Source organism: Anoxybacillus sp. LAT27, from assembly GCF_022030075.1.
Taxonomy (GTDB): Bacteria; Bacillota; Bacilli; order Bacillales; family Anoxybacillaceae; genus Anoxybacillus; species Anoxybacillus kestanbolensis.
The window spans coordinates 103,557-130,499 of record NZ_JAIWYK010000440.1; the positions used below are offsets into that span (position 1 = coordinate 103,557).

General features: G+C 43.6%; 25 protein-coding genes. 5 read left to right on the plus strand and 20 right to left on the minus strand.

Going from position 1 to position 26,943, the window contains the following annotated elements; translation table 11 throughout:
- Positions 1-14 precede the first annotated feature (14 nt).
- Both zwf and LD028_RS14555 read left to right on the plus strand, forming a co-directional pair.
- Positions 15-1,502, plus strand: coding sequence for a glucose-6-phosphate dehydrogenase (gene zwf / locus LD028_RS14550; RefSeq protein WP_237812185.1), 1,488 nt, complete (start codon positions 15-17; stop codon positions 1,500-1,502).
- 13 nt (positions 1,503-1,515) lie between these two features.
- Positions 1,516-2,127 (plus strand): cyclase family protein, encoded by a 612-nt coding sequence (locus tag LD028_RS14555; RefSeq protein ID WP_171699648.1) that lies wholly within the window; start codon positions 1,516-1,518, stop codon positions 2,125-2,127.
- A gap of 37 nt (positions 2,128-2,164) precedes the next feature.
- Here LD028_RS14555 and gndA read toward each other — a convergent pair whose 3' ends face one another.
- The 5 genes from gndA to mce form a co-directional block, all read right to left on the minus strand.
- Positions 2,165-3,574: an NADP-dependent phosphogluconate dehydrogenase gene (gene gndA, locus LD028_RS14560; RefSeq protein WP_129000504.1), complete on the minus strand. Its 1,410-nt coding sequence runs from the start codon at positions 3,572-3,574 to the stop codon at positions 2,165-2,167.
- A gap of 64 nt (positions 3,575-3,638) precedes the next feature.
- The gene (locus tag LD028_RS14565) at positions 3,639-4,106 is read right to left on the minus strand and encodes a chemotaxis protein CheW (RefSeq protein ID WP_237812186.1); all 468 of its coding nucleotides are present in this window, start codon (positions 4,104-4,106) and stop codon (positions 3,639-3,641) included.
- Positions 4,107-4,110: 4 nt separating this feature from the next.
- The gene (locus tag LD028_RS14570) at positions 4,111-5,235 is read right to left on the minus strand and encodes a tripeptidase T (RefSeq protein WP_237812187.1); all 1,125 of its coding nucleotides are present in this window, start codon (positions 5,233-5,235) and stop codon (positions 4,111-4,113) included.
- 117 nt (positions 5,236-5,352) lie between these two features.
- Positions 5,353-6,903 carry an acyl-CoA carboxylase subunit beta gene (locus tag LD028_RS14575; protein ID WP_035019504.1) on the minus strand — a complete coding sequence of 517 codons (1,551 nt, stop codon included), beginning with the start codon at positions 6,901-6,903 and terminating at the stop codon, positions 5,353-5,355.
- Entirely contained in the window at positions 6,900-7,313 is a 414-nt protein-coding gene (mce, locus tag LD028_RS14580; protein ID WP_035019503.1) for a methylmalonyl-CoA epimerase, read from the minus strand. The genes LD028_RS14575 and mce overlap by 4 nt, the downstream gene beginning before the upstream one ends.
- A gap of 141 nt (positions 7,314-7,454) precedes the next feature.
- Between mce and prli42 the strand changes: the two genes are divergently transcribed.
- Positions 7,455-7,550 carry a stressosome-associated protein Prli42 gene (prli42, locus tag LD028_RS14585; RefSeq protein WP_009373849.1) on the plus strand — a complete coding sequence of 32 codons (96 nt, stop codon included), beginning with the start codon at positions 7,455-7,457 and terminating at the stop codon, positions 7,548-7,550.
- A 30-nt stretch (positions 7,551-7,580) separates the two neighbouring features.
- On the opposite strand, the gene LD028_RS14590 is transcribed toward prli42, so the two are convergent.
- The 13 genes from LD028_RS14590 to LD028_RS14650 form a co-directional block, all read right to left on the minus strand.
- Entirely contained in the window at positions 7,581-8,084 is a 504-nt protein-coding gene (locus LD028_RS14590; protein ID WP_171699651.1) for a L,D-transpeptidase, read from the minus strand.
- 50 nt (positions 8,085-8,134) lie between these two features.
- Positions 8,135-9,079, minus strand: coding sequence for an aromatic acid exporter family protein (locus LD028_RS14595; RefSeq protein WP_237812188.1), 945 nt, complete (start codon positions 9,077-9,079; stop codon positions 8,135-8,137).
- 58 nt (positions 9,080-9,137) lie between these two features.
- On the minus strand, positions 9,138-10,238 hold the full coding sequence (gene meaB / locus LD028_RS14600; protein ID WP_237812189.1) for a methylmalonyl Co-A mutase-associated GTPase MeaB: 1,101 nt from the start codon (positions 10,236-10,238) through the stop codon (positions 9,138-9,140).
- The gene (scpA, locus tag LD028_RS14605; RefSeq protein WP_237812190.1) at positions 10,235-12,424 is read right to left on the minus strand and encodes a methylmalonyl-CoA mutase; all 2,190 of its coding nucleotides are present in this window, start codon (positions 12,422-12,424) and stop codon (positions 10,235-10,237) included. The genes meaB and scpA overlap by 4 nt, the downstream gene beginning before the upstream one ends.
- Positions 12,411-14,393 carry a methylmalonyl-CoA mutase family protein gene (locus tag LD028_RS14610; RefSeq protein ID WP_237812191.1) on the minus strand — a complete coding sequence of 661 codons (1,983 nt, stop codon included), beginning with the start codon at positions 14,391-14,393 and terminating at the stop codon, positions 12,411-12,413. Before LD028_RS14610 ends, scpA begins: the two co-directional genes overlap by 14 nt.
- Before the next feature lie 155 nt (positions 14,394-14,548).
- Positions 14,549-15,847 (minus strand): dihydrolipoamide acetyltransferase family protein, encoded by a 1,299-nt coding sequence (locus LD028_RS14615; RefSeq protein WP_237812192.1) that lies wholly within the window; start codon positions 15,845-15,847, stop codon positions 14,549-14,551.
- Positions 15,848-15,859: 12 nt separating this feature from the next.
- Positions 15,860-16,843 (minus strand): alpha-ketoacid dehydrogenase subunit beta, encoded by a 984-nt coding sequence (locus LD028_RS14620; RefSeq protein WP_003394199.1) that lies wholly within the window; start codon positions 16,841-16,843, stop codon positions 15,860-15,862.
- A 2-nt stretch (positions 16,844-16,845) separates the two neighbouring features.
- Positions 16,846-17,838, minus strand: a complete 993-nt coding sequence (locus tag LD028_RS14625) for a thiamine pyrophosphate-dependent dehydrogenase E1 component subunit alpha (protein ID WP_006318044.1) — start codon at positions 17,836-17,838, stop codon at positions 16,846-16,848.
- An 11-nt stretch (positions 17,839-17,849) separates the two neighbouring features.
- Positions 17,850-19,271, minus strand: a complete 1,422-nt coding sequence (gene lpdA / locus LD028_RS14630; protein ID WP_237812193.1) for a dihydrolipoyl dehydrogenase — start codon at positions 19,269-19,271, stop codon at positions 17,850-17,852.
- A 12-nt stretch (positions 19,272-19,283) separates the two neighbouring features.
- Positions 19,284-20,384, minus strand: coding sequence for a butyrate kinase (gene buk / locus LD028_RS14635; protein ID WP_035019500.1), 1,101 nt, complete (start codon positions 20,382-20,384; stop codon positions 19,284-19,286).
- Between the two features lie 65 nt (positions 20,385-20,449).
- A complete protein-coding gene (bcd, locus tag LD028_RS14640) occupies positions 20,450-21,553 on the minus strand; it encodes a branched-chain amino acid dehydrogenase (RefSeq protein ID WP_012574611.1) in 1,104 nt (367 codons plus the stop codon).
- A gap of 16 nt (positions 21,554-21,569) precedes the next feature.
- Positions 21,570-22,472: a phosphate butyryltransferase gene (gene yqiS, locus LD028_RS14645; RefSeq protein WP_237812194.1), complete on the minus strand. Its 903-nt coding sequence runs from the start codon at positions 22,470-22,472 to the stop codon at positions 21,570-21,572.
- Positions 22,473-22,600: 128 nt separating this feature from the next.
- Positions 22,601-24,667: a sigma 54-interacting transcriptional regulator gene (locus LD028_RS14650; RefSeq protein WP_237812195.1), complete on the minus strand. Its 2,067-nt coding sequence runs from the start codon at positions 24,665-24,667 to the stop codon at positions 22,601-22,603.
- A gap of 123 nt (positions 24,668-24,790) precedes the next feature.
- Here LD028_RS14650 and LD028_RS14655 point away from each other — a divergent pair, with 123 nt between their 5' ends.
- Complete coding sequence (locus LD028_RS14655) at positions 24,791-25,045, plus strand: DUF2627 domain-containing protein (RefSeq protein WP_012574608.1); 255 nt, start codon at positions 24,791-24,793, stop codon at positions 25,043-25,045.
- On the opposite strand, the gene LD028_RS14660 is transcribed toward LD028_RS14655, so the two are convergent.
- The gene (locus LD028_RS14660; RefSeq protein WP_077428726.1) at positions 25,037-25,771 is read right to left on the minus strand and encodes a glycerophosphodiester phosphodiesterase; all 735 of its coding nucleotides are present in this window, start codon (positions 25,769-25,771) and stop codon (positions 25,037-25,039) included. The genes LD028_RS14655 and LD028_RS14660 overlap by 9 nt on opposite strands.
- A 55-nt stretch (positions 25,772-25,826) precedes the next feature.
- Here LD028_RS14660 and LD028_RS14665 point away from each other — a divergent pair, with 55 nt between their 5' ends.
- Positions 25,827-25,973 (plus strand): YycC family protein, encoded by a 147-nt coding sequence (locus LD028_RS14665; RefSeq protein WP_064498956.1) that lies wholly within the window; start codon positions 25,827-25,829, stop codon positions 25,971-25,973.
- 22 nt (positions 25,974-25,995) lie between these two features.
- On the opposite strand, the gene spo0A is transcribed toward LD028_RS14665, so the two are convergent.
- The gene (gene spo0A, locus LD028_RS14670) at positions 25,996-26,775 is read right to left on the minus strand and encodes a sporulation transcription factor Spo0A (RefSeq protein WP_237812196.1); all 780 of its coding nucleotides are present in this window, start codon (positions 26,773-26,775) and stop codon (positions 25,996-25,998) included.
- Positions 26,776-26,943 lie beyond the last annotated feature (168 nt).

The following is a 26,943-nucleotide window of genomic DNA, read 5'->3' on the forward strand; positions in this document are numbered from 1 at the left end:
GAGGTATATGGTCCGTGAATGACGTACAACCAAAAGCAACAATTGTTATTTTTGGCGCGACTGGTGACTTAGCAAAACGTAAACTATTCCCATCTATTTATAAACTTTATCAAAAAGGAAAGCTTGCTGAACAGTTTGCGGTTGTTGGTGTTGCCCGTCGCCCACATACTGACGAGTCATTTCGTTCCTATGTAAAAGAAACGATTGAGGAAGCAACGAAACAAGAACTGATCGATGACAAATTTATTTCTCATTTTTACTATCATTCATTAGATGCAACAAATACGCAATCATACGAACAATTAAATGAATTATTAACGCGTGTGGAAGAGCAATTTCATATTCCGGGCAACCGCATTTTTTACTTGGCGATGGCGCCTGAGTTTTTCGGAACGATTACATCGCATTTAAAATCAGAAGGACTGACAGCGACAAACGGCTGGACGCGATTAGTCATTGAAAAACCGTTCGGACACGATTTGCAAAGCGCACAAAAATTAAATGAAGAAATTCGACAATCGTTTTCCGAGGAACAAATTTTCCGGATTGACCATTATCTCGGCAAAGAAATGGTGCAAAACATTGAAGTCATTCGCTTTGCAAACGCCATTTTTGAACCACTTTGGAACAACCGCTTTATTGCTAATATTCAAATTACATCAAGCGAAACGCTTGGAGTGGAAGATCGCGGTCGTTACTACGACCATTCCGGCGCGCTTCGCGATATGGTGCAAAACCATATGCTGCAAATGGTTGCCCTTCTCGCAATGGAACCGCCAATTAAGCTGACAACAGATGACATCCGCAGCGAAAAGGTAAAAGTGCTTCGTGCGCTTCGTCCGATGACACATGATGATGTCGACAAATATTTCGTACGTGGGCAATACGGACGTGGTATCGTGCGCGGGCAACAAGTCGTCGGGTATCGTGAAGAACATAGTGTCGATCCAAACTCCAATACGGAAACGTTTGTCGCAGGGAAACTGATGATCGACAACTTCCGCTGGGCAGGTGTGCCGTTTTACATACGAACAGGAAAACGAATGACGGAAAAATCGACAAAAATTGTTGTACAATTTAAAGATGTGCCGATGAACTTATATTATCGCACAAGCGAACACGTTCATCCGAATTTACTCGTCATCCATATTCAACCTGATGAAGGTATTACCCTTCATTTGAACGCGAAAAAAAGCGGCGAAAGCATGAAAACGACGCCGATTAAGCTCGATTACTGCAACAATTGCATCGACGGCATTAATACGCCAGAAGCGTATGAGAAATTGTTATATGACTGCATGCGCGGCGATGCGACAAACTTTACGCACTGGGACGAAGTCGCTGCCTCATGGAGCTTTGTCGACCCGATTTCTGAAGTATGGGCAAATACGAAAGCGGTGGACTTCCCGAACTACGAAGCTGGCTCGATGGGGCCGAAAAAAGCGGATGAACTATTGCAAAAAGACGGCTTCCACTGGTGGCCATTAAATGGAACAATATAAGGAGGAACGAAACATGAAAATGTACGATGTCACCGCTCCAATTTTTGAAGGGATGCCTGTGTATAAAAATAAACCGGAAAAACAACCGAAACTAACGACCGTCACGAACGATTACGTCACCGAATCGCGCATCGACATGGATGTACATACCGGCACGCACATTGACGCACCGCTCCATATGGTAAAAGACGGGGAAACGTTTGAAACGATTCCGCTTGAAAAACTCGTCGGCTACTGCAAAGTATTAGACGTCACAAACGTCCATGATCGCATTACAAAAGAAGATCTCATTCATTTTGATATTCAAGAAAACGATTTTCTCTTATTCAAAACAAAAAACTCGTTCGACGACGCTTTTAACTTTGAATTTATTTACGTTGCTGAAGATGCAGCGGCATATTTAGCAGAAAAACGCATTCGCGGCGTCGGCATTGACGCGCTCGGCGTCGAACGCAACCAAGCGGGACACCCAACGCATAAAACGTTGTTCGGTCACGGTATTATCGTCATCGAAGGACTTCGCCTAAAAGACGTTCCAGCAGGCGAATATTGGATGGTTGCCGCTCCGCTTAAACTCGTCGGCACCGACGCCGCCCCAGCGCGTGTATTGTTGTTTGAACAATAAACGAACCCCCTAGAGCCATTTGCCCTAGGGGGTTCGTTTATTTCAACCATTCCGTATGGAACACACCTTCTTTGTCGATGCGTTCGTATGTGTGCGCACCGAAGTAGTCGCGCTGTGCTTGGATCAGGTTCGCTGGCAATGTTTCCATTCGGTAGCTGTCGTAGTATGCTAAAGCGCTGGCAAATGCCGGAACCGGGATGCCGCGCATCGCTGCTGTTGCGACAATTTCACGGAGCGATTGTTGATAGTTTTCGACGATGTCTTTAAAGTATGGGTCAAGCAATAAGTTTGGCAACGCTGGATCACGGTCGTACGCTTCTTTAATTTTTTGTAAAAATTGTGCACGAATAATGCAGCCACCGCGGAAAATCATCGCGATATTACCGTATTGCAAATTCCAGTTGTACTCTTCAGATGCGGCTTTCATTTGCGCAAAGCCTTGGGCGTACGAGCAAATTTTGCTCATGTAAAGCGCGCGGCGTACCGCTTCAATAAAGTGCGCACGATCTCCTTCATACGGTTTCACGGCAGGACCAGCTAATAGCTTGCTTGCTTTCACGCGCTCTTCTTTCATTGCCGAAATGAAGCGAGCAAATACCGATTCCGTAATAATCGGAAGCGGAACGCCTAAATCGAGCGCGTTTTGGCTCGTCCATTTCCCTGTTCCTTTTTGCCCTGCTTTGTCTAAAATGACATCGACAAGCGGCTTTCCTGTTTCTTCATCAATTTTCGTGAAAATATCTGCCGTAATTTCGATTAAATAGCTGTCTAATTCCCCTTTATTCCACTCGGCAAACACTTCATGAAGCTCTTGTGCGTTTAAGCCGAGCACATGTTTTAATAAAAAGTACGCTTCGGCAATTAATTGCATATCGCCATATTCGATGCCGTTATGCACCATTTTTACGTAATGGCCCGCACCGTCTGGACCGATGTACGTCGTGCACGGCTCCCCATCGACTTTTGCCGCGATCGCTTCAAAAATCGGACGAACGAGTTCGTGTGCTTCTTTTTGTCCACCCGGCATGATGGAAGGACCTTTCAGCGCCCCTTCTTCTCCGCCGGAAACGCCTGTCCCGATAAAATGAATGCCGAGTTCCGCAAGTTCTTTATTGCGACGTTGTGTATCTTTAAAATACGTATTGCCGCCATCGATGACGATATCGCCTTTTTCTAAATACGGCTTTAATTGTTCAATCGTTGCGTCTGTTGCCGCTCCTGCTTTTACCATTAATAAAATTTTGCGCGGTTTTTCAAGTGCGTTAACAAACTGTTCGATGCTATATGTACCGACGATGTTTTTTCCTTCCGCTTCTTGTAAAAACTCGTCTGTTTTTTCACGCGAACGGTTATATACGGCTACCGAATACCCGCGGCTCTCAATATTAAGCGCCAAGTTTTTTCCCATGACCGCTAAACCGATCACACCAATTTGTTGTTTCGCCATAGTAAACGTTCCTTTCTATTTTTGTTTGTTCAACAAAGAACATACCATAATCTTCTTTTCTCGTTCAAGTGTTCTGTTTCTCATTTCTCATATGTTCTTTAATTGAGCTTGCTCCTTCTAAATTGTCAAACAATATCGTCGGATCGATAACAGTAATGAGCCGATCAGGCAAGTTGGCAATCCCGATGAAATATGGCGTCTGTTGATAAGCAAGCATATTCACTTGCTTCATCATATGTGGTGGAATATCAATAATCTCTTTTGCATCGTCTACGATGAACGCGACATGTAAATCGCCCGTATGTACGACGACAAGCCGCGTTTTTTCTGTTTCTGCATACGGACGGCGATATAAGATTTGCGACGTATCAAGCACGGGAACAAGTTCACCGCGAATGCGCACAACGCCAAGCATATACGAAGGCATGCTCGGGATGAGCGTCGGATGGCTCATTTTTTCGATGGAAACAACATGTTCAACCGGAATGGCGTATTGCTCATTACATAGTTGAAAAACGACGACTTTCTCCATCGTTTCACCCCCTTGTCGCTACTTCTTCAATAATGGCGAGCACCATCTCCGTTGCTTTGACAAGTTCTTCAATTGGCATCCGTTCATTTGTTGTATGAATGTCTTCATAACCGATTGCTAAATTGACCGTTGGAATACCAAATCCTGCAATAACATTCGCATCGCTACCGCCACCGCTACGCAACAGCTCATGCGGACGACCAATTTTTTCAGCCGCTCGCTTCGCTACTTCAACAACATGATCCCCATCTCCAAATTTAAATCCTGGGTACATCACTTCCACGTGAACATCTGCACGACCACCCATTTCTTCCGCTACTCGCTCAAACGCTTCTTTCATTTTTGCGACTTGCGCTTCCATTTTTTCTGGAACGAGCGAACGCGCCTCTGCTAAAATGTCCACGCGATCGCAAACGATATTTGTTTGTGTTCCACCTTCAAAACGGCCGATGTTTGCGGTTGTTTCTTCGTCAATGCGCCCAAGCGGCATTTGCGCAATCGCTTTCGCGGCGATTGTAATTGCCGATACGCCTCGCTCTGGTGCAACACCCGCATGCGCTGTTTTTCCGTGAACAGTCACTTTCAACTTTGCTTGCGTCGGAGCAGCAACGATAATTTGTCCAACTTTTCCATCACTATCTAACGCATATCCGAATTTCGCTTGAATGAGCGATGGATCGAGCGCCTTCGCTCCAACGAGCCCCGATTCTTCACCGACAGTAATAATAAATTGAATCGTCCCATGCGCGATTTGTTTTTCTTTTAACACTCGGATCGCTTCAAACATGGCGGCAAGCCCTGCTTTATCGTCCGCTCCTAAAATCGTTGTCCCATCTGTCACAATATATCCATCTTGAATCGACGGCTTGACCCCTTTGCCTGGCACAACCGTATCCATGTGTGATGTAAAGTAAATCGGATCGACCCCTTCCTTTGTCGCAGGCAATGTGCAAATTAAATTTCCTGCTCCATGCCCTGTTTGTGCTGTCGTATCATCCTCAATGACGTGTAAACCGAGCGCTTCAAATTTCGCTTTCAACACATTTGCAATGTTGCGCTCATATTTCGTTTCCGAATCAATTTGTACAAGTTCTAAAAATTCTTCAACTAGACGCTGCTTATTGACCATCATACTTCCTCCTATGTATGTACTCATCTTTAAGTATAACGGATTTTTACATCGTTTGCGAAATCGTACGATTATTTTTCGAAAAACATATACCGCCAAACAACTGGCGGTATATACTTACAATGGAATATTTCCATGCTTCTTTTTCGGGCGTTCTTCCTGCTTATGACGAAGCATGTCGAGTGCTTGAATAAGCTTGATTCTCGTGTCACGTGGGTCGATAACATCATCAACCATGCCGTATTTCGCTGCAACATAAGGATTGGCGAATTTATCGCGATATTCTTCAATTTTTTGCGCTCTTGTTTCTTCTGGATTCGGGCTGTTTTCAATTTCGCCTGCAAAAATAATGTTCGCCGCCCCTTGTGGTCCCATAACGGCAATTTCTGCATTTGGCCATGCGTATACGACATCCGCTCCGATCGATTTACTGTTTAATGCAACATATGCTCCACCGTATGCTTTCCGTAAAATGACCGTTATTTTCGGCACGGTCGCTTCCGAATACGCATATAAAATTTTCGCCCCATGGCGAATGATACCCCCATGCTCTTGTTTGACTCCCGGGAAAAAGCCCGTCACATCTTCAAACGTAATAATCGGAATGTTAAACGAGTCGCAAAAACGAATAAAGCGGGCTGCTTTATCCGATGAGTCAATATCTAGTCCTCCCGCCATAAACTTCGGCTGGTTGCATACAAGTCCGACAACTTCTCCTTTGATGCGAGCAAAGCCAATGACAATGTTTTTCGCAAAATCTTTTTGCACTTCCATAAACGATCCTTCATCAACGACTTGTAGCACAACGTTGCGCACATCGTACGGTCTGACCGCGTCAATTGGAATCGCATCCGCTAAATCAGGACGGTAGTCATCTTCATTGGCAACAGGCTTGATCGGTGGCTTTTCTTGGCAGTTTGCTGGCAAATAGCTTAACAGCCGTCGTACTTGGGCAAGCACGTCTTCTTCTGTCGCTCCTGAAAAATGAGCGTTTCCGCTAATTGTGTTATGAACGCGGGCACCACCTAAATCTTCCGCACTAATTTTTTCTCCTGTCACCGTTTCAATCACTTTCGGTCCAGTGATAAACATTTGGCTCGTTTTTTCGACCATAAAAACAAAATCGGTAATCGCAGGCGAATAGACAGCACCACCCGCACATGGGCCCATAATGACTGAAATTTGCGGAATAACACCGGAATAGATGGAATTACGGTAAAAAATATGGCCGTAGCCATCGAGGGACAATACTCCTTCTTGAATGCGGGCACCACCGGAATCATTTAAACCAACGATTGGTACACCTGTTTTTGCCGCTAAGTCCATAATATTCGCAATTTTTTTCGCGTGCATTTCCCCAAGCGCGCCACCGAATACAGTAAAATCTTGTGAAAATACGAACACTGTTCGACCGTCGATTTTCCCGTATCCTGTGACAACTCCGTCACCCGGACCTTTTTTTCCTGCTAATCCAAAATCGGTGCAACGATGTTCAATAAACGGGTTTAACTCGACGAACGTCCCTTCATCTAATAAAAGATCAATGCGCTCCCTCGCTGTTAATTTCCCTTTTTCATGTTGTTTAGCAATTTTATCGTCACCGCCACCTAATTCAATTTCGCGTCGGCGGTCATATAACTCGTTAATTTTATCGTACATATCCATCATTGCCCACCGCCCCGTTCACAAAGCTCATACAACACGCCGTGCGCTGATTTCGGATGCATAAAAGCGATCCGTGCACCGCCTGCACCGCGTTTCGGTTGCTCATGAATCATACGAACGCCATTATTTTTTAACTCCTGAATGCGCAGTTCAATATCATCTACGCCAAGCGCGACATGATGAATACCTTCGCCTCTTTTTTCAATAAAAGAAGCAATTGGACTATGTTCAGAAAGCGGCTCAAGCAATTCAATTTTTACATCGCCGACTTTTAAAAATGCTACCCTCACCTGCTCTGATTCGACCGTTTCCATGCCAACGCACGATAAGCCGAGCGTATCCGTATAAAACGGAAGCGCCTCATCTAATGATTTCACAGCAATACCAATATGATCGACTTTTTTTACTTCCATTACCCCAACCCCTTTGTTGTTCTCGGCTGCAAACCGTGTATGTATTTCGACACCTTTTTTCTTTTTTCCTTCTTTTTTTGCATTTTTCCTGCTTGTTTGCCGAACAGCATGTTTGTACAATAGGAAGAAGAGGTGAAGATGATGCATTCAAAAAAAGTGCAAAAAATTGTTGTTTATTTAATGCTCGGTTCGATGCTGTTAACATCTTTGCTTGCTGGATTAAGCATGTGGATATAGAACAAGCTGACCGTATTCGGCCAGCTTGTTCTATTTAAGCGCCCCGTACTTTTTCCCGAGCTGATAAAATGATTCGTTCGTTTTTACGATCGCTACTTTCGTTCCTAATGGCACGTTCGGATATAGCGCTTCGACATCGCGATTATGCATGCGTACGCATCCTTCTGTTATATAACGTCCAATCGATTCGGGTCGATTCGTTCCATGAATGCCGTACGTTCGACCGTCCGTTCCACGTGCATCAAATCCGATCCATCTCGTACCAAGCGGGTTGTTCGGTGCTCCTCCTGGAATGTTTTTTTTCCGATAATAAGGATTTACTGCCTTAACAGTTACCGTAAATATCCCTTCTGGCGTGAGTACATTCGTTTTTCCTGTCGCCACTCGATATATGCGTTCAATTTTCCCATGGCGAATAAAAGCAAGTTGGTTCGTTTGTTTATTGACAATAATCATCGGATCGCCCACGCGCGGATTATCTCCAAGCGGCCAAAGCGGTGAAAGAAAAAGAAAGAAAGCAAACAAAAGCGGCATGATCTCACCCTTTTTTCATTATTGTGCATCAAAAAAGAGCGATCATACCGTTATAACTGACTTTTAATGATTAAATATTGCTCCATCTCTTTTACAAAATGCAAAAGAGCAGCTCGCTCTTCAAATTCCTCGCGCGTTTTTGGCAAAGGCATTTGTTGGAACTGTTTTTTCATCTCCTCAAGTTGTCGAATAAAACGGTCTGCTGTATTTCCCGGGTGAATCGCATCGCTTAATTCATCAATAAAATCGGCAATCATATTTCGTTGCTCAACTGTGTACGTCATCGAACTGATGAGCGGCAGCATGCGTTCAATAATTTCAAATTGTCGCTCACGCATACGAAAATATCGATAATAATAATCTTCATTGCGTAAAAAATGGTTTTCAATGTTTTGTAACGCAAGCGCTTTTGCTCGCTTTAACGTATCGCTCGCTAGTGCAATTTCTTTCCCATCCCACAAGCTTTCGTTCGTCCGTAAATAATGAACAATTTCTTTAAAAATGATGCGAAATAAATCTTCTACAATCCGTTGATATTCTTTTAAATCTTTTTCCACGCTTGGCATGTACATATTGACAAGTAAAGCGATACCGATACCGATGATCATTAACATCACTTCGTTATATACGAGAGACCACGTCATCGCTTTCGCCATGTATACGTGTAAAATAATGACTGCGCTTGTCGCAATCCCTTTGGTCACTTTCAAGGCAACAGTCGTTGGAATGAAAAACAGCAGCAATAAACCGATCGAAAGCGGATGGTAGCGAAGTCCTTCAAAAAAGAAAAATGAAAACAATAAGCCAACTAAACCAGCAACAAAGCGAGCGCGCGCTGTTTGCAATGACTTTTTTTTCGTCACTTGAACGCAAAGTAATGTAATAATACCAGCAGAAGCAAAATTTTCAAGACGTAACGATTGAGCAAGTGCAATGGCACCCGCCGTTCCAATGGCTGTCTTCACCGTTCGATAACCAATTTTTAACACAAACATCACACTCCGCCCTCATTATAACATATTCAACAATAAAAGGTGCCCATAACGGACACCTTTACGTTTGCTCGTATAAACGAATCAATTGCTGTGCGGCCATTGTGACCGGCTGTTTTCCTTCCATCACCTGTTGTTCAATGTTCGGCAATTGTTGCTGTACAGTCGGATGATGAAAAAAGCGGATGTGTAAATAATCTTTAATCATCGCATGCAACCAATCTTTCATCTGTTCTCTTCTTCTCTCCTCAAATACACCCGATTGTTTTGTCGTTCGGACGAAGAGCTCGATCACGTCCCAAATTTGTTCAATTCCTTCTTTATAGAGAGAAGAACATGTATATGCTTTCGTCTCCCATCCTTTCGTGGCATGGCGCAAGTAATGTAAAATTTGATTATATTCTTCTTTCGCCAACTCTGCTTTCTGTTTATTATCCCCGTCTGCTTTATTAATAACGATCGCATCGACGAGTTCCATCATCCCTTTTTTCATTCCTTGCAGTTCATCACCAGCGCCTGTTAGCGCAAGCAATAGAAAAAAATCAACCATGCCGCGTACTGCCACTTCACTTTGACCAACACCGACCGTTTCCACGAGAATAATATCATATCCTGCTGCTTCACAAAGCAACATCGTCTCACGTGTTTTCCGATGCACTCCCCCGAGCGTGCCACCCGATGGAGAAGGACGAATAAACGCACGCGGATGGCGAGCTAAATATTCCATGCGCGTTTTATCGCCAAGAATGCTTCCACCTGTAAGCGAGCTGCTCGGATCGATGGCTAATACCGCAACCCGATGACCTTTATCGCATAAAAATTGTCCGAATGCTTCAATGAATGTACTTTTGCCTGCACCTGGAACACCAGTAATGCCAATGCGAACCGAACGCCCTACATAAGGAAGGAGCTCATGCAATATGCGCTGTGCCTTTTCTGTATGTTTTGCTGCATTGCTTTCAATAAGTGTAATCGCTTGTGCTAAAATGGTGCGATTATTATTTAATACACCTGCGACATATTCTTCAATCGAAAGCTCTTTTCTTTTTACCCATCGTCTTTCTTTTGTCGGCTGAACACGATCGTTTCCTTTCACGTACGACGTTGCAAACATATTGTGGTCATCCACCCATTCTGGTCGAGATGTTCGCTCCTCACTCATTCGCTCACTTCCTCGTAACCGAGTCGTCGATAAATTTCGTGCAACACTTTTTGAGCTGCGACCGGGATGATCGTACCTGGTCCAAAAATAGCCGCTGCACCATGTTCATATAAAAATTCGTAATCTTGTGGTGGGATGACGCCACCGACGACAACAATAATATCTTCTCGCCCTAATTTGCGTAACTCTTCCACAAGCTGTGGCAGTAACGTTTTATGTCCAGCAGCGAGCGAGCTCATCCCAACGACGTGAACATCGTTTTCAACCGCTTGCCGTGCTGTCTCTTCTGGTGTTTGAAAGAGCGGACCGATATCAACGTCAAAACCTAAATCCGCAAATGCGGTGGCGATCACTTTTGCTCCGCGGTCGTGTCCATCTTGTCCCATTTTTGCAATCAAAATGCGCGGTCTCCTTCCTTCTAACTCGTAAAATTCGTCCGTCATTTTTTTCACACGTACAATTTCTTCTTCGTTCGTAAACTCTGCGCTATATACACCGCTAACGGAACGAATGACCGCTTTATGTCTACCTGCCACTTTTTCAATGGCGTCTGAAATTTCACCTAACGTCGCACGAGCGCGCGCGGCTTCAACCGCTAACTCGAGCAAATTCCCTTCGCCTGTTTCTGCCGCTTTCGTAATCGCTTGCAACGTTTGTTGCACACGCGCTTCATCCCGAGACGCACGCAACTGTTTTAATTTTTCGATTTGTCGCATACGCACAGCCGTATTATCGACTTCTAAAATATCGATCGGGTCTTCTTTTTCTGGACGATATTTATTCACACCGATAATCGTCTCCGCACCAGAATCAATTTTTGCTTGCCGTCTTGCTGCTGCTTCCTCGATGCGCATTTTTGGTAACCCTGTTTCAATCGCTTTCGCCATCCCACCAAGATTTTCGATTTCTTCGATGTGTGCCCATGCACGCTTCATTAATTCGTTCGTTAACGTTTCCACATAATACGAGCCTGCCCATGGGTCAATGACTTGGCAAATGCCTGTTTCTTCTTGTAAATAAAGCTGTGTATTGCGCGCAATGCGGGCGGAAAAATCAGTCGGCAATGCAATCGCCTCATCAAGTGCATTCGTATGAAGCGACTGCGTATGTCCCATCGCTGCAGCATGCGCTTCTAAACATGTCCGTACGACGTTGTTAAACGGATCTTGCTCCGTTAAGCTCCATCCTGATGTTTGCGAATGTGTACGAAGAGCAAGCGATTTTGGATTTTTCGGATGAAACGTCTTCATCATTTTTGCCCAAATGATGCGCGCTGCCCGCATTTTTGCTACTTCCATAAAATAGTTCATGCCGATTGCCCAGAAAAACGATAGGCGCGGAGCAAATGAATCAATGTCAATGCCTGCTTTTAAACCTGTGCGCACGTACTCTAATCCGTCAGCAAGTGTATAAGCGAGTTCAATATCCGCTGGTGCTCCCGCTTCTTGCATATGATAACCTGAGATGCTGATGCTGTTGAATTTCGGCATATGTTTTGACGTATACGCAAAAATGTCGGCGATGATGCGCATAGACATATCTGGGGGATAAATGTACGTATTACGCACCATATATTCTTTTAAAATGTCGTTTTGGATCGTGCCAGATAACTGCTCTTGCTTTACCCCTTGTTCTTCAGCTGTTACGATGTAAAACGCCATAATTGGCAATACTGCACCGTTCATCGTCATCGATACCGACATTTGATCAAGCGGAATGCCATCAAATAACGTCTTCATATCGAGGACGGAATCGATAGCGACCCCTGCTTTGCCGACATCGCCAACAACGCGCGGATGGTCTGAATCGTAACCACGGTGGGTAGCAAGGTCAAACGCAACAGACAAGCCCTTTTGTCCCATCGCTAAATTGCGGCGATAAAACGCATTGCTTTCCTCTGCAGTAGAAAAACCAGCGTATTGACGGATCGTCCATGGACGATTGACGTACATGGATGGGTACGGTCCGCGTAAATATGGTGGAATACCCGGCATATAGTCAAGAAAGTCAAAGCCTTCAATATCTTTTTTTGTATATAGTGGTTTAAGCGTAATTTGTTCGTTTGTTTGGAAGACAAGCTCATCTAATGTTGCTTGCACTTTTTGTTCAACGGCTTGTTTCCATGCTCGTTCATCGACTTGTTTTCCATATTGCAACGGTCGATTGGCAAAATTAATTTTCCCCATTCACGTTCACTCCCATGTCTTTCATAAACGCCAACAGCGTATCGTAACAATTGGAACCGAGATGAATAAATCCGTCCACGCCCGCATATATAAACGTTGCCTCCACGTCTGGTGCTGGCTTACCTGCCACATATATGCGAATATCGCTTTTTTCTTTTTTCACTTGATGGGTAATGGCTGGGACTGCATGTATATAGTCATCATCCGTTCCACAAATGATATAATGTGTACCGTTTGTTTCAAGTATGCCGTTCACGGCTTCCTCTGTCGTCATATACCCATCGTTTTTTACAACTGTAAACCCACCCGCTTCAAAAAAGCCTGTGATAAAATCAGCGCGTGTTTTATGTTTTGAAATCGAACCGAGATTGACAAGATGCACCGTTGGACGTTGTCCGTTTGTTTCCATATGACGTTCAGAAGCTTGGCGAAGCCGCTCAAACGGCTCGGAAAGACGCCATTGGCGGATCGGTGTCACGGTAATCGCCGAACGTCCTTCTTCACGTATAACATGTTGAGCGAACGCTCGACGTTTAGCAAGCGAAAGGGCTTCTTCCATTGTTTTTACGTTTACATATATATTATGATTTCCATGAGGAGCGTGTACATGCTTTGGCGCCGGCGCTTCAGCTATGTTAGCATACACGTTCGTTCCAACAATTTTTTCTTTTCTTGCTTTCACATATTGTTCACGTTGTTTTGCTATGTTTTCAATTTCCTTTTGCACAAATCCACATTGAAGTGCTTTTGTCATCCCGCCTTGCGCTTCGATCTGTTGAAATAATTTCCAAGCTTCTTCTGCTATTTGTGCTGTCAACGTTTCTACATAATACGATCCGCCAGCTGGATCGATCACTTTTCCGATATGGGCTTCTTCTAACAAAATAAGTTGTGTGTTTCTAGCGATGCGCGCTGCAAATTCATCTTCAGTTGCAAACGGTTCGTTAAACAGGGAAACGTGAAGGCTATTTGCCCCACCGACGATCGCTGCGAACGCTTCTGTCGTTGCGCGAAGCATATTTACATATGGGTCATATATCGTTTTCGTAAAATACGATGTGCGCGCATGAATGGATAGTTTTTGCGCCTGTTCGCTTCCACCGTACGCTTGCACAATGTTTGTCCAAATGAGCCGCGCAGCACGCAGCTTCGCAATTTCCATGAAGAAATGTGAACCGACTGGAAAAGAAAAATCAATACGTTTTGCTATGTCATCAATCGTCAACCCTCGTTCGAGACATTCATTTATATACTCTACCGCTGTCGCAAAAGCAAACGCTAGCTGTTGAATGACATGCCCTCCACCGTTATGATATGGGTCGGCATGTATCGTTATCGTTTTCACGTGTGGCATATGTGTTTTCGCCCATTTTGTCACATCGGCCATCACGTCATATAAAGTAGCAAGCGGAAGCGGGAGCTCTCCTGCTACCGTAAGAGTGCCAAGCGGATCCATTCCGATCGTTCCATGCACCTCATGAAGTGACTGTCCATTTTCCTCAAGGTATGTCACAAAAAGAGGAAAAAAGGGTAAAGAACTTACGCCCGTATCGATACGAAGTGAGTAATTGGCTAAAGAAACGTTAGAAAACATCGTTTTGATTTGTTCGATCGTTTCGATAAAAAAGCCTAACTTGGGTAGCACAACGTGAATTTCCGTTTGTCCGCGTTCTAACTGCTTTTGAATGAGCTCGTTCCATCGTTCAGGTGTCGAAGCCCCGCACTGTTGACTGACTTCCCACGATTTTTTTATATACCCTTCTACTTCTGTTCCGCGCACATATGAAGGAAAACCTGGATATTGTTCGATAGGCAATCCCTCTAAATCAGCGCGTGTATAAATCGGTTTTAATTGAATTTGTTCGTATGTTGTGGCATATAATCGATCAAACGGTTTTCCTTTTAACGATTTCTCCACTTCTTGTTTCCATTCGTCATAGCTTGGAATTGGAAACGATATTTGTTTCATCGTAACACCCCGTCCCCTTTGTTGTTAAAGCGCTTTCTTTTCATATTTTTGAAAATATTCGTTACATTTTTTATTGTAGTACATAGATGAAAGGAAGAAAAGAGAAATCATAATAAGAAGAAGAGGATAACAGCTCGTTACCCTCCTCATCCTCATTAGTAAATTGGTGTGTTTTCTTTTGTCACATGTTCTAAAATGTCTTTCACACGCGCTAAAAAGCGGCCGCAAATTAAGCCATCGAGCACGCGATGATCTAGCGATAAGCAAAGGTTAACCATATCGCGAACAGCAATCATGCCGTCTTTTACAACAGGTCGTTTCACGATCGATTCCACTTGTAAAATCGCCGCTTGTGGATAGTTGATGATTCCCATGGATTGAACGGAGCCAAACGAACCTGTATTGTTAACCGTAAACGTACCACCTTGCATATCTTCCGGACGGAGCTTGCCTGCGCGCACTTTTGCGGCTAATTCCGCAATCTCACGTGCAATCCCTTTAATCGATTTTTCATCCGCATGTTTAATAACTGGGACAAAAAGTGCGTCATCTGTCGCTACGGCAATTGAAATGTTAATATCTTTCTTTTGAACAATTTTGTCTCCTGCCCACATCGAGTTCATTTGTGGGAATTCTTTTAACGCTTGAGCCACCGCTTTTACAAAAAACGCAAAATACGTTAAGTTAAACCCTTCGCGCTTTTTAAACTCGTCTTTAATCGAATCGCGATAAGCGACTAAGTTCGTCACATCGACTTCAACCATCGTCCATGCGTGCGGTGCTTCATGTTTACTGCGAAGCATGTTTGTCGCAATGGCTTTACGCACTGGTGTGACAGGAATTTCGATGTCGCCCGCTTGCACAGAAACGCTCGGTGCTTGCTGTTTTGGTAATTCCACTTTTGGTGCGACTTCCTGTTTCGATACTTCTACTTGTTGGATCGGCTCGACGGCTTGTTTTGGCGCATCCGCTTTTGGTACGTTACCAGACTCAATTAATTTGAGTAAATCTTTGCGCGTAATGCGTCCGCCCATGCCCGTTCCTGTCACTTGCGTTAAATCAATGTTATGTTCTTGCGCGAGACGAAGAACAGCTGGAGAATAACGTCCTCGCTCACTAGTTTGTTTTTTCACCGTTTGTTTATTCGTTTGTTCGTTCGTTACCGTCAATTCTTTCTCGTTATTCGTTGGTTTTTCTTCTACTTGTCCTTCTCCTTCAGTTTCAATCGTACAAATGACAGCGCCAACAGGCAATGTTTCTCCTTCTTTTGCGATAATTTCCTTAATGACTCCTGCAAATGAAGAAGGAATTTCCGCATTCACCTTATCTGTCATCACTTCAGCGAGCGGATCGTATTTATTGACGCGATCGCCAACAGATACGAGCCATTGGCTAATCGTTCCTTCCGTTACGCTTTCACCAAGCTGTGGCATCGTAATTTTTTCAATCGCCATCGTAACTCCTCCTTAAAACTGCGCCAATTCGCGCATTGCCTTTTCGACTTTATCTGGGTTGACCATAAAGAATTTTTCCATCGTTGGCGCATATGGCATCGCTGGAACGTCTGGACCAGCAAGTCGCATAATTGGAGCATCTAAATCAAATAAACAATGTTCTGCAATAATGGCAGCGACTTCGCTCATGACGCTTCCTTCTTTATTGTCTTCTGTCACAAGCAATACTTTTCCTGTTTTGCTTGCTGCTTCAATGATCGCTTCTTTATCAAGCGGATATACAGTACGTAAATCTAAAATGTGAGCAGAAATGCCTTCTTGCGCTAATTTTTCAGCAGCTTGTAATGCGAAATGAACACATAAACCGTACGTAATAACTGTAATATCTTCTCCTTCGCGTTTTACATCCGCTTTACCAATCGGTAATACATAATCATCCGTTGGTACTTCCCCTTTAATGAGACGATACGCTCGTTTATGTTCAAAGAACAGCACAGGGTCTTCGTCACGGATGGCCGCTTTTAATAATCCTTTTACGTCGTATGGTGTAGATGGCATAACAATTTTTAATCCCGGCTGATTTGCAAAAATCGCTTCGACCGATTGCGAATGATATAACGCTCCATGGACTCCACCGCCATATGGGGCACGAATGACAATCGGACAGTTCCAATCGTTATTCGAACGATAACGGATGCGTGCAGCTTCAGAAATAATTTGGTTTACAGCAGGCATAATAAAGTCTGCGAATTGAATTTCTGCAATTGGACGCAATCCGTACATCGCGGCGCCAATGCCGACACCAACAATTGCAGATTCCGCTAGCGGCGTATCAATGACGCGTTCTTCACCAAATTGATCGTAAAGCCCTTGCGTTGCTTTAAATACGCCCCCCTTTTTCCCAACGTCTTCCCCGAGTACGAATACGCGTGGGTCACGTTCCATTTCTTCGCGAATCGCCATCGTAACGGCATCGATATATGAAATGACAGGCATATTTATTCCTCCTCTGCGTATACGTATTTCAACGCATGTTCTGGTTGTGCATATGGTGCTTTTTCTGCGTAGTCTGTTGCTTCGTTCACTTGTTTCATGACGCGATCGAGAATTTCTTTTTCCAACTCATCTGTTAATACGCCTACTTCTTTTAAGTAGTTTGCAAATAAATAAATTGGATCTTTTGACTTTGCCTCTGCAATTTCTTCTGGCGTACGATATGCACGATCGTCATCGTCCGACGAATGCGCTGTTAAGCGATAAGCAACCGTTTCAATTAATGTTGGTCCTTCACCACGGCGCGCACGATCGGCTGCTTCTTTGACAACGCGATATACTTCAAGCGGATCTGTACCGTCCACTGTATACCCTGGCATGCCATAGCCGATGGCACGATCTGACACTTTTTCGCATGCTAATTGTTTTTCAATTGGAACAGAGATCGCATATTTATTGTTTTCGCACATAAAAATGACCGGCAGCTTATGAACGCCTGCAAAGTTAGCCCCTTCATGGAAGTCACCTTGGTTCGAAGACCCTTCCCCAAATGTAACGAACGATACGAAATCTTTTTTCTCCATTTTCGCTGCTAAAGCGATCCCAACAGCATGTGGTACTTGTGTTGTAACTGGAGAAGAACCTGTGACGATGCGGTTTTTCTTTTTCCCGAAATGCCCTGGCATTTGGCGACCGCCAGAGTTTGGATCTTCCGCTTTCGCAAATGCGGAAAGCATCAATTCTGTCGGCGTCATCCCAAACGTTAATACGACACCCATATCGCGATAATATGGCAACACATAATCTTTCGTACGATCCAAAGCGAATGCCGCTCCTACTTGCGCCGCTTCTTGTCCTTGACAAGAGATGACGAATGGAATTTTACCTGCGCGGTTTAATAACCACATCCGTTCGTCAATTTTACGTGCTAACACCATCGTTTCATACATTTGTAAAACGGTTTCATCACTCAAACCGAGTTGTTTATGACGCATCATTCATTCCTCCTTTAAAAATGAATCGCTTTTCCATCAACAGCAAGCGCTGCTTCCATCATCGCCTCTGACAGCGTCGGATGCGGATGAATTGTGTGAGCAATTTCCCACGGTGTCGCATCAAGCACACGTGCTAATCCAGCTTCGGAAATCATATCTGTGACGTGCGGACCAACCATATGCACGCCGAGCAAATCGTCTGTTTTTGCATCAGCAACAATTTTTACAAACCCTTCAGCTTCTCCGTATACAAGCGCTTTTCCAATCGCTTTGAAAGGGAATTTGCCGACTTTCACGTCATATCCTTTTGCCTTCGCCTCTTCTTCTGTCAAACCTACACTTGCTGCTTCCGGACGACTATAAATACATTTTGGCACCATCGCATAATCAAGCGGATGAACAGTATTTCCGGCAAGATGTTCAATCGCGATGATTCCTTCATGTGAAGCGACATGAGCAAGCTGTAAGCCACCGATCACATCCCCAATGGCGTAAATATGTTTTTCTTTTGTTTGATAGTATTCATTCGTTTGAATAAAGCCTTTTTCAATGACAATGTCAGTATTTTCTAATCCGATACCTTCAATATTTGCTTGACGTCCAACGGAAACGAGCATTTTGTCTGCTGTAAACGTTTCATTTTGTCCGTTGATTTCTGCTTGAATGCGCACACCATTTTCAACAACGAGCGTGTCAGGCAATACTTTTGCTTTTGTAACGATGCGTACACCACGTTGTTTTAATATTTTTTCAATTTCTTTGGAGATATCGCGATCTTCTGTTGGCAAAATACGATCCGCATATTCAATGACTGTAACATCCACGCCAAAGTCATTCAACATCGATGCCCATTCGATGCCGATGACGCCACCACCGACAATAATAATCGAAGATGGCAACGTCTCCATGCGCAACGCTTCATCTGAAGTCATGACAAATTGACCGTCAATTGTTAACCCCGGTAGTGTGCGCGGACGAGATCCTGTTGCAATAACAACGTATTTTGGTACAAGCATTTCATTTTCTGTTCCGTCATTCATCTCGACCGAAATCGTTCCCGGCATTGGCGAAAAAATGGATGGGCCTAAAATGCGTCCCGTTCCTTCATATACATCGATTTTTCCTTTTTTCATTAACATGTGGATGCCTTTATGCAGTTGATCAATAATGGCTTGTTTGCGTGCTTGCACTTTAGAAAAATCTAATCGTACCTCGCTAGCTACTACACCAAACGTTTCACTTTCTTTCGTTTGTGCATACACTTCCGCGCTCCGTAGTAATGCTTTGCTTGGAATACATCCCGCATGCAAACACGTTCCTCCAAGTTTTCCTTTTTCGACAACCGCTGTTTTTAAACCGAGCTGAGCAGCACGAATCGCAGCGACGTATCCGCCTGTTCCGCCTCCAAGTATGACTACATCGTATTCTTTTGCCATCATTTCATCCCCTTAAACCGTTGTTTTGACCGCTTGTGGATATTGTTTTGCTTCTTCTTCTCCACGCAATACGCGAAGCGCTCCTTCAGCGAGTGCCTGCAGTTCATTCTCTCCTGGTTGCACGATGACGTCGGCAATCCATTGTACGCGATCAGCAATTTCTTTTACAAACTGTTTTCCGTATGCTAAACCGCCCGTTAAAATAATGGCATCAACTTTTCCTGATAATACTGCGCTTGCAGCTCCAATTTCTTTCGCTACTTGATACGCCATCGCACTGTAAATGAGCTTCGCCTTTTCGTCGCCATTTTCAATCATTTTTTCGACTTTCACCGCATCATTCGTCCCTAAGTAACCAACGAGACCTCCGCCTCCAACGAGCATGCGCATAATTTCTTCTCGATAATATTCACCAGAGAAACAGAGAGAAACGAGATCACCCGCTGGCACAGTACCGGCACGTTCAGGGCTAAACGGACCTTCTCCGTCCAATCCGTTGTTGACATCAATAACGCGTCCGCGTTGATGTGCACCAACTGTAATACCTCCGCCCATATGCGCGACGATGAAATTGACTTCCTCATATGTTTTTCCCATTTGTTTAGCAACACGACGCGCTACTGCTTTTTGATTTAATGCGTGGAAAATGCTTCGACGCTCAATTAATGAAAATCCAGAAACGCGAGCAATCGGGTCAAGTTCATCTACAACGACTGGATCGACGATAAACGCTGGAATGTTTAATGCTGAAGCAATTTCATGCGCTAAAATTCCACCGAGATTCGAAGCGTGCTGACCGGAATAGCCACGCTTTAAATCTTGTAGCATCGCCTCATTGACAGCATATGTGCCACCTTCAATCGGACGAAGTAAGCCACCGCGTCCGCATACTGCGTCGAGCTTAGAAATATTAATTCCTTCATGGTCAAGCGTTTCTAAAATCGTTTGTTTGCGAAATTCGTATTGGTCAATAATTTTTTTATACGCTCGTAACGCTTCTGTATCATGACGAATCGTTTTTTCTAAAATGGAGCGCTCGTTATCAAAGACGCCAATTTTCGTTGACGTCGATCCCGGATTAATGACTAAGATGCGAAATGAATGTTCCTGCAATGTGTAACCCTCCATTTTTATCATCGACGAAGCGAGAACATACGTCCTCGCTTCATTGCATATTTTTAGCGCGTACGGCGACGGCTTAAAATGTGTTGACCGTTTTGTAAAAATTGGCTACGTGATTGACGCATTTTCGCAATGCGTTCTTCAGCTAAACGGTCGGCTGCTTGGTATGTTGGAATGCCGTCACGTTTCGCAATTTCGATGACTTTTTCAATATTGTTATAAATTTGTTCAACTTTTTTCATCGCACGTTCGCGGTTGTATCCATATAACTCATCCGCTACGTTAATGACACCGCCCGCGTTAATGACGTAGTCTGGCGCATAAACGATACCCATTTCATGAATGATATCTCCATGTCTTGCTTCACGCAATTGATTGTTCGCAGCACCGGCAATAACTTTTGCTTTCAATTGTGGAATTGTTTGGTCGTTAATAATTCCTCCAAGCGCACATGGAGCAAAAATGTCGCATTGCACACTATAAATATCGTTCGGGTCTACCGCTTGCGCCCCAAATTCTTCAACAACGCGTTGCACTGCCTCTTTATTAATGTCTGTAACGATCAGCTTCGCTCCTTCTTCATGAAGATGACGGCATAAATTGTAAGCAACATTACCAACACCTTGTACCGCGATCACTTTTCCTTCAAGCGAATCGCTACCAAATGCTTCTTTTGCCGCTGCTTTCATACCGCGATACACGCCGTATGCAGTAACCGGAGAAGGATTTCCAGATGAACCGAACGCTGGTGAAATACCTGTCACATAATCCGTTTCTTCGTAAATAATGTCCATATCAGCAACCGTTGTACCAACGTCTTCCGCTGTAATGTAACGGCCATTTAACCCTTGAATGAAGCGACCGAACGCACGGAACATCGCTTCGTTTTTATCTTTACGCGGATCCCCAATGATAACCGCTTTTCCACCGCCAAGATTTAATCCAGCTGCTGCGTTTTTGTATGTCATCCCACGCGCTAAACGAAGCGCATCTTCAATGGCTGCATCTTCTGATTCATACATCCACATGCGCGTACCGCCTAACGCTGGTCCAAGCGTTGTATCGTGAATCGCAATGATCGCTTTTAATCCTGATTCTTTATCTTGGCAAAATACTAATTGCTCATAGTCGTATTGTTCCATGTATTTAAAAATCTCCATCTTTCGTTCCCCCTTGTTATTTGTTCGTTGCACAAATAGCTAGTGCTAGCGAGTATAATTTACTTTCTGCTGAATCCGCGCGAGATGTTAATACAATGGGTGCTTTCGCGCCAGCAATAATCGCCCCTACTTGCGCGCGGGCAAAGTACACGAGCGATTTATATAGCACATTTCCCGTTTCAATGTTCGGCACAACTAAAATATCCGCATGTCCTGCTACCGAACTTTGAATGCCTTTATGTTGGGCTGATTCAACGGAAATGGCGTTATCTAAAGCGAGCGGTCCATCGACGATGCAATCTTTCAACTGTCCGCGTTGATTCATAAGGGACAATGCGGCTGCATCAATCGTTGCCGGCATCGCTGGATTGACAACTTCAACAGCGGCGAGTGGTGCAACTTTCGGCATATGGATGCCGATTGCTTTTGCCACTTGTACTGCGTTCATAATAATTTCTGCTTTTTGTTGTAAATCAGGTGCGATATTCATCGCTGCGTCAGTAACAAGAATAGGACGTTCATAATGTGGCACATCAAATACAGCAACATGCGATAAAACACGGCCTGTACGAAGTCCATATTCTTTATTTAGCACCGCCTTTAAAATCGTTGCTGTCGGTACGTTCCCTTTCATCAAGACACTTGCTTCCTTTTCATGCACCGCTTTCACAGCCATATGGGCTGCTTCTTCGTTTGTCGAAGCGTGAACGATGCGGATAGCGTCGTGACCGACATCTTGGACGTGTTCAGCAACGAGGCGTGATAAAGCGGATTCATCGCCATATAAAATAAATCGCCCGAATCCTGCTTGTAGCGCTTGTGCGACCGCTTTTAACACTTCTTCGTCTTCTGCTGCCGCAACAGCTACCGTTGCTCCAGGAAATTGGGTTGCTTTGGTGACCAACGATTGTAGCTTCATCTCATCTGCTCAACCCCTTTGTTTTTTCGTCACCTTTTATTCTTGCAAAAAGTGTGCCAACTTCTTTTTGATTGAAAACGCTTTACTTTTATTTCTTTTTCATTGCAACTTTTTGCATACTATGAACATTATTGCATGCTTTTTTTATCAAGTCCATACTTTTCAAGTTTGTAATATAAATTTCGAATAGAAATGCCAAGCTGTTTGGCAGCTGCCGTTTTATTCCCTTGACATGATTGCAAAACACGTTCAATCACTTTTGCTTCATATTGTTCTACAAGCATCGCTAACGGTTTGTGCACAGCCGATGATTCGTGTGATGAAACATGTTCTTGCTCCTTCGGCTTGTGCAACAATGAAATATGTTTACGCTCAATGATGACTTCGTTATATTTCATAAAAATCATGGCGCGCCCTAATACGTTTTCTAACTCACGCACATTGCCTGGCCAATCGTAAGAGAATAAATAAGCGAGCGCATCATCTGTAATCCCTTCCACATTACGTCCATAGTCTTGATTTAGTTTTTGTATGAGCCGTTCACATAACGCAGGAATATCTTGCTTTCTAGCACGTAGCGGTGGGATGTAAATTGGCATGCGATTTAACCGATAGTATAAGTCTTCACGAAAAGTCCCATCGGCAATCGCTTTCTCGAGGTGAACATTTGTTGCTGCAATGACACGTACATTAATCGGAATTGGCTTTGTGCCACCGACGCGCACAATTTCTTTTTCTTGTAGCACCCGTAATAGTTTGGCTTGCATATTAGCGGATAACTCACCAATCTCATCTAAAAAAATGCTTCCGTTGTTTGCCTCTTCAAATAGTCCCTTTTTTCCTCCGCGTCTTGCACCTGAGAACGCCCCTTCCTCGTAGCCGAACAATTCGCTTTCAAGTAGTGACTCAGAAATGGCAGCGCAATTGACACGAACGAATTTATGGTATTTTCGATCACTCGCATTATGAATAGCGTGAGCAAACAATTCTTTCCCTGTTCCCGACTCCCCGCGAAGCAAAATGGTTGCTGGAGTTTTAGCTGCCAATTTTGCCTGTTCAATCGCTAACATCATCTCTTCTGACGTGCCGACGATGTCATCAAATGAATATTTTGCTTCTAACGTACGAATAATTTGACGAGCGCGTTGTAACTCAGAGGTTAACTGTTCAATTTCAGATACATCGTGAATGACACCGACACTTCCTTTTAACATGCCGTCGACGATAATTGGCGCAACATTGACAACGACATCACGCTTTTTCGGACCGACTTTCATGCGCACCCCCCTGACCGGTCGTCGTGTTTTCAACACTTTCATATGCATGCTTTCTCCTTCAGAAATGTCCGCTGTCGCCGGTTTTCCGATCACTTCTTCTTCCGATAAGCCTGTTAGCTTTGTATACGCTGGGTTAATTAAAATACCATTGCCATATTCATCAACAACAGAAATCGCTTCCTCTGAAGAGTGAATAATCGCTTCTAACATCGTGCGAATTTCTTTTAAATTCGTTACTTCTTCTGCTAAATGGACAACTTCTGTAATATCTTTAAACACAGCAAAAGCACCGAATAATTTTCCATTTTCATCAATAAGTGGAATGCGTGTCGTAATCATTTTTTTTCCGTTTTCTAATAGTAATTCTTGGTTCAACTCCACTTCTCTCGTTTGTAATACACGTGGTAGTCCGCTAGCTGGAATGACATGCAAAATATGTGATCCTATAACTTCCTTTCTCTTTTTCCTAATCATCTTCTCGGCACTTGGATTCATATGAGTCACGAAACCACGTTCATCAATAACAATCATTCCGTCATGTGTAGAGTTGAAAATTAAATCATGCTTCGTTGTTGCTGTTTTTAACGTAGCAATAAGTTGTTCTTTTTCTTCGACAAGTTGTGCAATAATATAGGCAATATCACCCGGAATGACGACCGTATGCGCAGCGCTTGCTTTACGCAACGTAGTAAACACTTCGTCGTCTCCTGTGACTTCAACAATGATGTCGATGTCGTCCGTTAACACATCACGCCAATGGTTGCTCGTTTGAATACCCATGTCACGCGCAGCCTTTATCCCTGGCGCATCGTCGTTTCGATCGACAATCGCCACAACATCCATCAGTTTTGTTTCATGAAACATTTTTAATAGCGCACTCCCACCTTTGCCTGCCCCGACAATTAATACTTTTTTCATTCCCATCACCTATTCGTTTGCAATTTTTTGCAGACGCTTTCATCATACATTGTTTTTCTCTTCTTGACAAACCATCAAAAACATTTATGATGAAAACAGAACAAACGGAAAGGGTTTTGTTTTATGCAACGAATGATCGCCCTACTTATTTTACTTATTCCCGGATTTATAGCAGCATTAGGAATTAAATGGATGCGTGATACAATATTCGGTATTTTACACGCACCTATTCCTTCACTTATTGTCCAGTTTTTGCTTGGCTTATTTTGTTTTCTTGTCGGTCTTGGCTTTATTGCAGGATTTATTTTGCATCGCGATCGAAAACGAAATAAAGTGCAACCACGCTTCCAAAAAAAGAAACGCTTCGATTCAGAGTGATCGAAGCGTTTTTTCGCGTACGTTTTGCGCTTTTTCTGGAAAATCGGTAAATATACCATCTACTTCATATTGAAACATCGTTTTCATCAACTCTTCTTTATTGATCGTAAAAGGACGGACGAGCAAATGATGAGCGTGAGCCGCTTCAACAAACGATCGATTTACAGTTGGGTGATACGGATGAAGCGCTAGCGCCTGTAACGTATGAGCGTAGCTCCACGGCCGATGCAACTTTTCCATATATAGTAGCGCTGTTTCAATATGGGGAGCCAATTGGTGACATGTTGCCATACTTTCGTGGTTGAACGAGGAAAAAATGACACGCGATGCTAAATCGTATCGTTCAACGAGTTCAATCACTTTTTCTTCTAACCGTTCATAAGGGATCAGGTTGTTTTTTAGTTCAATATTGATGAGTAACGACGTGTTTTTCGCCCACTCAAGCACTTCTTGTAACGATGGAATGGGACAAAAGCCGTATTTTTTAAATTTATAATTAGCATTTAATTTCCGTAATTGCCGATACGTCATTTGTCCTACCCATCCTGTTCCGTCTGTCGTTCGATTCACTGTTTCATCATGAATGACGACAACCACACCGTCTCTCGAGAGTTGTACATCAAGTTCAATTCCGTCCGCTTCCACACGTGCCGCTTCCATAAACGAAATCATCGTATTTTCTGGATGCGTTCCTGCTGATCCACGATGAGCAAAAATATGTGTCATCCTTTTCCCACCTTAAAAAATGTTTTATACTTAACGTATGAAAGGAGTGAAATGTATGCGACCGTTACAAATTTCGTTAGAAACCGCCCAAAAGCTAGCAAAAGCATTAAATGTCCCACTAGAACAAATTATGCACATGCCTCAGCACATATTAATCCAAAAGTTACTTGAAATCGAAAAAAAGGAACAACAAAAAAGGTAGCCGTTCGACTACCTTATTTTTATTAGCTCGCTTTATGTTCAAGTCTTAACCGATCTGCGACCATCGCAATAAATTCCGAGTTTGTCGGTTTCGCTTTTGATATGCTGACAGTATGACCAAACAAAGAGGAAATGGATTCTAAATTACCGCGACTCCACGCGACTTCGATCGCATGACGAATCGCTCGCTCAACGCGACTAGCTGTCGTATTGTATTTTTTCGCAATGTCTGGGTAAAGCACTTTTGTAATTGATCCAAGCAATTCAACATCGTTGTATACCATCGCAATCGCTTCACGCAAATATAAATATCCTTTAATGTGCGCAGGAACGCCAATTTCGTGAATAATGCTCGTAATGCTTGCGTCTAAATTTTTCGGTTTTCCGTCACGAATTGGCGCAAGAAGCGGTCGTTTGAATACGGCTGGTTTTTTGCCACATACGTGGCGAATTTGATTGACTAAATGCTCAATGTCAAACGGTTTTAAAATGAAGTAAGAAGCGCCAAGTTCAACTGCTTTTTTCGTTACATCTTCTTGCCCAAATGCCGTGAGCATGATTACGTTCGGTAATGGCTGTTTAATCATGCGCAGCTTTTCTAATACAGCCAAACCGTCTAAATGCGGCATAATAATGTCAAGAACGAGAACATCAGGATCGCGATCGCGCAGCAACTGCAAGCAATCTTGTCCGTTATATGCAACGCCAATGACTTCCATATCCCCTTGGCTTGTAATGTATTCTTCAAGCAAATGCACTAACTCACGATTATCATCTACAATGCACACTTTGATTGTACTCACGAAATCCTTCCTCCCTAAAGCAATGATCTTTTGTCACATACGTGCTTAATTCGACGTAATAGACAAAAATCCTTTTTCCTTCACAAAATTAGTCAAATAATTTATATTTTTCATAAAGTATTCGTACACGCTGTTTCTTTCATTTTACACTATATGTTTACGTCGTGT